Genomic DNA, 7,341 nt, shown 5'->3' with positions numbered 1-7,341 from the left:
CAACATATCTATTTAGTATCGCTGGGTTATGGCGTGATCGCGGAAGAGGTTCAGGCGGGATCCGGGTCTCGCGACATCTTAGAATCGATCATTCGCCGCCGTGAATCTGGCATGTGCGAACAGGAGAGACGGGTTACGCTCCAGCCGCACGATCGTGGGAGGCTTTATGTGGATCCTTTGGTTCTCCGCGAAGGCCATGGCAAAAGATTTCAGCACAAAAGAGTAGGTGCGCTCCTCGTCGCGTTCGATAATGCGCACGAACCATTCGCCCTCGGCCTCAAACACCTCAACTCGGGTTGCCAAAGGCCCGCCGTAGCCGGTTAGATAGCCGCGCATGTCGCGCTGTGGACGAGCCACTGCTTTCCTCCTGTGTGACAAAATATGCAACTATGCTAATGAAGATACGCTTCGTGTCGCATTAAACTATGAGGTAGTTCACACGGATTTTCGACTAACCGCGCACGCCTATGGGCTTAAGCAATCGTGTGTGACACGTCCGCGTTGCTGTCTGCAGCGCTTTCTAAATGTGGCGCGGGTCACGCCGGCAGCCGTTTGCCCGCCGGCCAGCGATGCAAGGTCGAATTCGACACCAAATCGAACTGAAGTGCTGTTGCGGCCGCTCGAGGCGTTGATGACGTCGATCATCACCTTGGGATCGAGGCCCGCCTTGACGCCCATCACGACCGCTTCGGATGAGATCGCAAGTGCTGCCGCCGCAAGCAGGTTGTTGGCAAGCTTCATGGTCTGGGCGGAGCCCTGAACCTCGCCCATGAAGAATATCCGGCCGAATTCTCGATCACCGGCCTTGCCATTTCGAAGGCAGACTTCGGTCCCGACACCATGACGGCGAGCGTGCCATTGCGCGCGCCCTTCAACCCTCCGCTGACGGGCGCATCGATCATGGCGATGCTCCTGGCTGAAAGGCCTTCGGCAACCTTGGCGGCCATTCGCGGACCGGTCGTCGAGATGTCGACGAAGATGCGAACCGCCTTGCCCTCGGCGATGCCGCCGTCGCCGAGCACGACCTTTTCCAGGATCTGCGGGCTGGGCAGGCTGGCAAAGACGATCTCCGCAATATCGGCAACATCGCGCGCACCAGCAGCGCGAGACGCTGGCAACCGTCAGCCATATCGCAAAGCGCTGGGCGGGCCTGCGCTCCTTCGTGGCCGACCAGGCGCCCGTGCTGGGGTACGACGCTGCGGCGCCCGACTTCTTCTGGCTTGCAGGTCAGGGCGGTTATGGAATCATGATGGCCCCGGCCCTTGGCCGTGCCGCAGCCGACCTGATTGTTTCGGGATGCCTGCCTGCTGACCTGATCGCGAATGGACTATCCGAAAGGGATATTTCGCCGGCGCATTTGGCGTAGCCGTGGTCGGCTTCCTGATTCGGGTTCGATCCGGCGGTCATGAGTTGACCGATCGAACCCGCTCGGAACGAATTTTGATGCGTTCCATGGGTCCGGCGGTACATCGATCTCCTCACGGGGTTGACAGACAAAAGGAGCATTTCTGGCGGGTTCATATACGAAATCATATTTACATATAAAACAAATCATGGTGATCTTGCCGTCGTGCAATGGCGGCTAAATCGGTTCCGGCGTCCGTCGCTGAGCCTGAATGCCGGCAGATGATGGTGCACAAAGTGAAATCAAAATGATGTCGCGGTCAAGCCAGCCGTGCATTGGTCGGATCCGGGGAGTGCGGCATGCCCTTTGATGTCATCGTTGTCGGAGCCGGCGCCGCCGGGGCTGTTCTTGCCGCCCGGCTAACCGAAGATGCGGCCACGACCGTGCTTTTGCTGGAAGCGGGGCCGGACTACCGGAGCGGCGAGCAGCCTGCCGAGATGGAGAGTCCAAATCCCTTCAACCTGCTGCTTCCTGATCATTTTCAGCAACAATACATGTATCCCGACCTGATGGCTCGCCGCACGAAGTGGCAGGAGCATCGGGTCTACTGGCGCGGCAAGGGGCTTGGTGGTTCGACGGCCGTCAATGGGCAGATTGCCATTCGCGGCGTGCTGCATGCATTCGACCGCTGGGAGGAAATCGGATGCAAGGGCTGGTCGGGAGCCGACGTGCTGCCCTTCTTCTGCCGCCTGGAGGATGACCCGATCGCGGCCAATTTTCACGGCAGCGATGGCCCGATTCCAATCTACCGCGCGCCCGTCGAAAGCTGGGGGAGTGTCGACAAGGCCATGCGGCAAAGCGCGATGGCTCTCGGCCATCCCTGGCATGACGATCTCAATGCTCCGGACGCTGAAGGGGCTTGCACCTATCCGATCAACAGTCGAGACAGTAAGCGCGTGTCGGTCAATGACGGCTATCTGGAAGCTGCCCGCGACCGGCGGAACCTCACCATCATCGGGCAGGCGACGGTCGACAAGGTGCTTTTCGATGGCAAGACGGCGATCGGCGTTTTGGCCATCGTGGCCGGTCAGGTTCGCAAATTCGAGGCGCCGCTGGTCATCCTCTCGGCCGGCGCCATCCACTCTCCGGTCATCCTGCAGCGCTCGGGCATCGGCCCGGCGGCTCTCTTGAACCGAAAGGACATCGAGGTGCTTGCCGACCTGCCGGTCGGCGAAGGATTTTTCGACCATCCTTATTGCCGCATCGAACTGAAGCTGAAGCCCGAATTCAAGGCGACCGATGTCGATGCGCGGCATACCAACTGCTGTGTGCGGATGAGTTCCGGCGTGCCGAGTGCCGAGCGCGACGACATTCTCTACGTCGCCATGAACCATGGCGGCATTGGTGTGGAATCCGACAGCGCCCAGTTCGGCGAGGCCATGGTCAATCTGATCCTGATGGAGGCCAAGAGCCGCGGCACCGTGCAGCTGCGCTCCGCTAATCCCTTCGACCAGCCGATCGTGGAAGAGAACATGCTGGACGATCCGATGGATATTCAGCGCATGCGTATCGCCTATCGCCACCTTGGCGAGATTGCCCGGCAGGCGCCGATCCAGGAGATCGCCGAGCGCGTCCTGCTGGGGGATTCCGATCTGCCTTTGTCATGGCTTGAAACGGCAAGTGACCAAGAGGTCGACAATTTCCTGCTGGCGCAGTCTTCCGATGCGCAGCATGGGATTGGCGGCTGTTGCATGGGACGGCCCGGCGAGGCCGTGGTCGATCCGGAATGCCGGGTCTACGGTTTTGAAGGGCTGCGGGTTATCGATGCGTCGATCATGCCGCTCGATTGCCAGGCAAACACCAACCTCACCTCGATCATGATTGGCGAGAAAATGGCCGACAGGCTGCGCCGATCCATCTGACAGCTCGCTGCCGAACGGCATACGGGCGCGAGGGCAGGCCCGCGCACAAAAGCATGATGCCGAAAAGTGCGAAGCGGTTTTCGGACGACATCATGCGGCTCTAGGCGCGGGCGTTGGGTGTCAGCGAGTGACATCCACGGTGATCGTCTTCAGGTCGCACATTTCCATCAGCGTGTGCCGACCCCCGGTGCGACCGAGGCCGCTCTGCGTCCCGGCTGCGCCGCCGGCAGGGATGTGCGGCTCCCAATAGCAGCTCATCTCGTTGATGTTGACGATGCCGACCTTCAAGCTTTCAGCATAGGCAAAGGCATTCTTGATGGCGCTGGTGAAGACCGCGGCCGACAGGCCGTAGGGGCTGGACGCCGCAAGTTCCATCGCCTCCTCGTCGGTCTCGAAGGTCAGCACGGGTGCAATCGGCCCGAAGGATTCCTCGATATTGAGCAGGCTTTCCCGGGTCAGTCCTGTGACGATCGACGGCTCGAAATAGAGATTGGTGGCAAAACCTGATGCCACATTGCCGCCGGTGACGATATCGGCGCCACGCGCGCGGGCGTCGGCAATGTGGCTGAGCACCTTGTCGACGGCCACCGCATTGTTGATCGGACCCATCGTGGTCGCGGGATCGAAAGGGTCGCCCATTTTTACCTTCGAAGCCGCTTTCACGAGACCTTCGATGAAACGGTCATGGATGGATTTGTGCACCAGCACGCGTTCGGTGGCCGTGCAGATCTGCCCGGCATTGGCAAAGCAGCCGGCTCCCACCTGAGCGGCGGCCATGTCGATATCGGCGTCGGCCAGGACGATGGTCGGACCGTTGCCGCCCATTTCGAGCAGAAGCGGCTTGCCCGCGCCACGCCGGGCGATCGTCGCGCCGGTGGCGGAACTGCCGGTGAAGCCGATGGCATGGGTGCCCGGATGAACGACCGCCTCGTCGCCCACCTCCGCACCGTCACCCAGAACGAGATTGATGACGCCATCCGGCAGGCCCGCCTCGATGAAGCATTCGACAAGTGCCGTGGCAATCAGCGATGTCGTCGGCGCGGGCACCCAGACGACGGTGTTGCCCGTTGCGACGGCCGGTCCGAGATAATAGAGGCAGGGCAGGGCGAGCGGGAAATTCCAGGGCGTGATGATGGCGAAGACGCCCTTCGGCTGCAGGAAGCTGAAGGCGCGCTTGTTGGCATCGGCAAGCGGAAACGCCGCCGTCTCCAGCCACTTCATCTGCTCTGCCGCATTGCGGAAACCCAGAGCTGCTGCCGAGGCCTCGGCCTTTGCCTCGCTGTGGAAGGGCTTGCCCTGTTCCAGGCAGAGCAGGCGCGCCAGTTCCTCGGCGCGCCTGTCGATCGCGTCGGCAATGCGCATGCACAGTTGAGCGCGCGCGAAGGTCCCCATCTTGCGCATGGCCTCGCGTGCGCCTTCGGCGGCTTTCACCGCGCGGCCGACATCGGCGCGGGTGGAAAGTGAGAGATAGCCGAGATGCTCGCCCGTCGATGGGCTGTCGATTTTCAGGAACTTGCCGGAGCTGCCGGCAATCCACTCGCCGCCGATGCGGTTGATGCCGATGCGGGCGGCTGCTTCCGGCTCCGAGACGATCGCCATGCCGCGAAGGTTGGGACCGTCGAGAGAAGATTTGAAATGAACTGTCATCATGCGTTCCTTTGGCCGAATTCGGATTGGATGTTCAAAATGGCAACGCGGCTGCGCTCCACGGCTGCGATGAAAAGTCTGCTGCCGGCCTCTGCGCTCGCCTGCGATGGCGTGCCGATGACGCCGTTGTCGCGGATGGCTTCGAAACGGCGCCAGACGGTGACGGCCGGCGCGGCGTAAAGGTGAGGATCCGGCCAGGATGGCGGGGTGCCGCCTTGCGGGATGAGATCGCGGCGAACGCTGACGCCAAGCACATGCATCATCAACGACGTTTCAAGCGCGCAGGCATGACCAGTGCCCGTGGCGGCATCGGGCAGGGCCTCCGCCGCCACGTCGGCGATGAGATCGAAATACGAGAACCCCGCCGTGACGATGCCGCGCTGGCCAAGGGTGGTGATCGCCACCTGGATGGCGGCGCGGTTTCCGCCGTGGCCGTTCAGCATGACCGGCAGGAAGCCGTCTTCGGCAAGGCAGGTGCAGAGATCGACAAGAACGGCGATGAAGGTCTGCGGGCTGAGGCTCATCGTGCCGGAGAAGGAGCGATGATGCTCGGACGAGCCATAGGCGACAGGTTCGGCGACACGGATGGAGGCCTGTCCTTCCGCTGCGGCAAGAGCAACCGCTTCCGCAAGCCAGCAATCGACGCCGAGCGGCAGATGCGGGCCATGTTGCTCGACGGCGCCGAGCGGCAGAATGACGACGGGTTTATGCACGCCGGCTGTCGCGTGTCTTTCCGTATCCGGCGAGGTCATCAGCGCAAAGCTGGACCCGGGCGGGATCGGCAAGGCCGGAACTGGCTCGCTCATCGTGCGGCCTCGACAAGCCGGGCCTTGGCGTAGGTCATGCCGGAATCGGCCAGAAGAGCGACCATGATGATTGCCCCCTTGTAGAGTTCGAGGCTGGAAGGGTCCGTGCCGAACACCCGAAGCGCCGTCGTCAGCAGGCTGACGATCAGCGCGCCGACGACCGCGCCCCACACCGTTCCCCTGCCGCCGAAAATACTGGTGCCGCCAAGCACGGCCGCGGCGATCGCGTCGAGAAGCAGCGAGGTGCCGCCGATATTGGGCGTCACGACCGGTACCCGGCTGATCATGATCACAGCCGTCAGGAAGACGAAGGTACTGGAGGCGCAATAGACGAGGATCGTGTGTTTCCTCACCGGGATGCCGGCAAGTTCCGCGGCTCCGGCATCCGACCCGAGCGCATAGGTACGCAGCCCGAAGCGGCTGTGCCGCATCAGGATTGCTGCGACGGCGATGATCAGCAGCGTTGCGAAGATGACGTTGGGAATGCCGAAGCTGCGCTCGATGCCGACAGCGCGGAGCGTCGGATCCTTCAGCATCAGGACGCCTTTGGAGGCAACGGCAAGCGTTGCGCCCTGCAACGCGACCATTGTGGCCAGCGTCGTCACGAATGGTGGTATTTTCAACAGGGCAATAACGGCGCCGTTTGCGAGGCCGATCACGACCATCACGGCAAGGCCGATGAGAAGGGCAAGCGGCAGGCCGGCACCGCCGTCGATCAGGCTGGCGATGAAGACGGCACAGAAGGCGACGCCGACGCCAGCGGACAGGTCGATGCCCGCCGTCAGCAGAACGATCAGGGCGCCAAGCGCCAGGATGGCGATCGGGGTCGCCTGTGCGACGATGTTGATGAGGCTGGCAGTCGAAACGATGCGGGCGTCGATGAGCGCGAAGATCGCCAGCAGGATGACCAGCAGGATCAACGGCGAGAGATCGAGAAAGCGCCTGCACCAGATGTTCTGTTGGCGGGTCATGACGGTTCTCTCATCAGATGTGCCAGTCTTCGACCGGTTCGCGCAGGCCTGATTTGACGCTGCGCAGGATTGCATCGTTGACGGCGACGGCGCGCAGGGCATCGCCGACCGGCATCACGAAGGGGGTGTCGTCGCGAACCGCCGAAATGAAATGATGGACCTCCTCGAAGAGATCCCCGGTGATACGGCCATTGACGGTCGGCCAATGCAGGGCGTCGGGCTGCGACCACTGTCCCCGCGACAGAATGCGCAGACCGTGGTCGCGCACGTCGAGGTCGATCATGCCCTCGGTGCCGATGATTTCCGTGCGGGCCCAGATGCCGGTCGGAGCGGTCGATGGCAGCGTCCAGCCGAAGTAGAGCTGTCCGCTCATTCCGTTCGACAGCTCGACGGTGGAGAAGATTGCATCTTCGGATCGAACCCCGAGCGAAGGCATGAGCTTGGCGACCGGGCGGGAGTAGACGGCGATGATGTCCGAACCCGAGATCCACTGCAGCGCATCCACGTCGTGGACGCCGAGGTAGAAGCAGACGCTCGAGTTTCCGTTCATGCGAAGACCAACTTCGCGATTGGTGAAACGGCCGCTGCTGCCGTGGATCGGCTCGCCGATCCGCCCGGATTTCACCGCTGCCGCGGCTTCGCAATAGCGC

Annotated in this window: 9 protein-coding genes; 2 read left to right on the top strand and 7 right to left on the bottom strand. The window is 62.3% G+C overall.

The annotated features are described in order from the left end of the window. Window positions 1-78: 78 nt before the first annotated feature. The 3 genes from EN993_RS28010 to EN993_RS38025 form a co-directional block, all read right to left on the bottom strand. Entirely contained in the window at window positions 79-357 is a 279-nt protein-coding gene (locus EN993_RS28010; RefSeq protein WP_109661480.1) for a hypothetical protein, read from the bottom strand. A 108-nt stretch (window positions 358-465) separates the two neighbouring features. Then, window positions 466-741 carry an NAD-binding protein gene (locus EN993_RS28005; protein ID WP_164757852.1) on the bottom strand — a complete coding sequence of 92 codons (276 nt, stop codon included), beginning with the start codon at window positions 739-741 and terminating at the stop codon, window positions 466-468. Continuing rightward, window positions 738-1,118 (bottom strand): NAD(P)-binding domain-containing protein, encoded by a 381-nt coding sequence (locus EN993_RS38025; RefSeq protein WP_245468989.1) that lies wholly within the window; start codon window positions 1,116-1,118, stop codon window positions 738-740. The genes EN993_RS28005 and EN993_RS38025 overlap by 4 nt, the downstream gene beginning before the upstream one ends. Here EN993_RS38025 and EN993_RS38020 point away from each other — a divergent pair. Together EN993_RS38020 and EN993_RS27995 are read left to right on the top strand one after the other, a co-directional pair. Continuing rightward, window positions 1,112-1,366, top strand: coding sequence for an FAD-dependent oxidoreductase (locus EN993_RS38020; protein WP_245468990.1), 255 nt, complete (start codon window positions 1,112-1,114; stop codon window positions 1,364-1,366). The two genes, EN993_RS38025 and EN993_RS38020, sit on opposite strands and share 7 nt — an antisense overlap. Before the next feature lie 338 nt (window positions 1,367-1,704). Then, window positions 1,705-3,267, top strand: a complete 1,563-nt coding sequence (locus EN993_RS27995) for a GMC family oxidoreductase N-terminal domain-containing protein (RefSeq protein ID WP_127265384.1) — start codon at window positions 1,705-1,707, stop codon at window positions 3,265-3,267. Window positions 3,268-3,387: 120 nt separating this feature from the next. Here EN993_RS27995 and EN993_RS27990 read toward each other — a convergent pair whose 3' ends face one another. The 4 genes from EN993_RS27990 to EN993_RS27975 all read right to left on the bottom strand — a co-directional run. After that, window positions 3,388-4,914, bottom strand: a complete 1,527-nt coding sequence (locus EN993_RS27990) for an aldehyde dehydrogenase family protein (protein WP_127265383.1) — start codon at window positions 4,912-4,914, stop codon at window positions 3,388-3,390. Further along, entirely contained in the window at window positions 4,914-5,720 is an 807-nt protein-coding gene (locus EN993_RS27985) for a creatininase family protein (protein WP_127265382.1), read from the bottom strand. Before EN993_RS27985 ends, EN993_RS27990 begins: the two co-directional genes overlap by 1 nt. Continuing rightward, the gene (locus tag EN993_RS27980; RefSeq protein ID WP_126068101.1) at window positions 5,717-6,691 is read right to left on the bottom strand and encodes an ABC transporter permease; all 975 of its coding nucleotides are present in this window, start codon (window positions 6,689-6,691) and stop codon (window positions 5,717-5,719) included. The genes EN993_RS27985 and EN993_RS27980 overlap by 4 nt, the downstream gene beginning before the upstream one ends. A gap of 13 nt (window positions 6,692-6,704) precedes the next feature. Then, window positions 6,705-7,341: Gfo/Idh/MocA family oxidoreductase (locus EN993_RS27975; protein ID WP_164757851.1), on the bottom strand; the 637-nt coding region annotated here is incomplete at its 5' end.

It is taken from the genome of Mesorhizobium sp. M7D.F.Ca.US.004.01.2.1 (assembly GCF_003997785.1).
In the GTDB taxonomy this organism is placed as follows: domain Bacteria; phylum Pseudomonadota; class Alphaproteobacteria; order Rhizobiales; family Rhizobiaceae; genus Mesorhizobium; species Mesorhizobium loti.
This window is presented reverse-complemented; position numbering and strand designations above follow the sequence as displayed.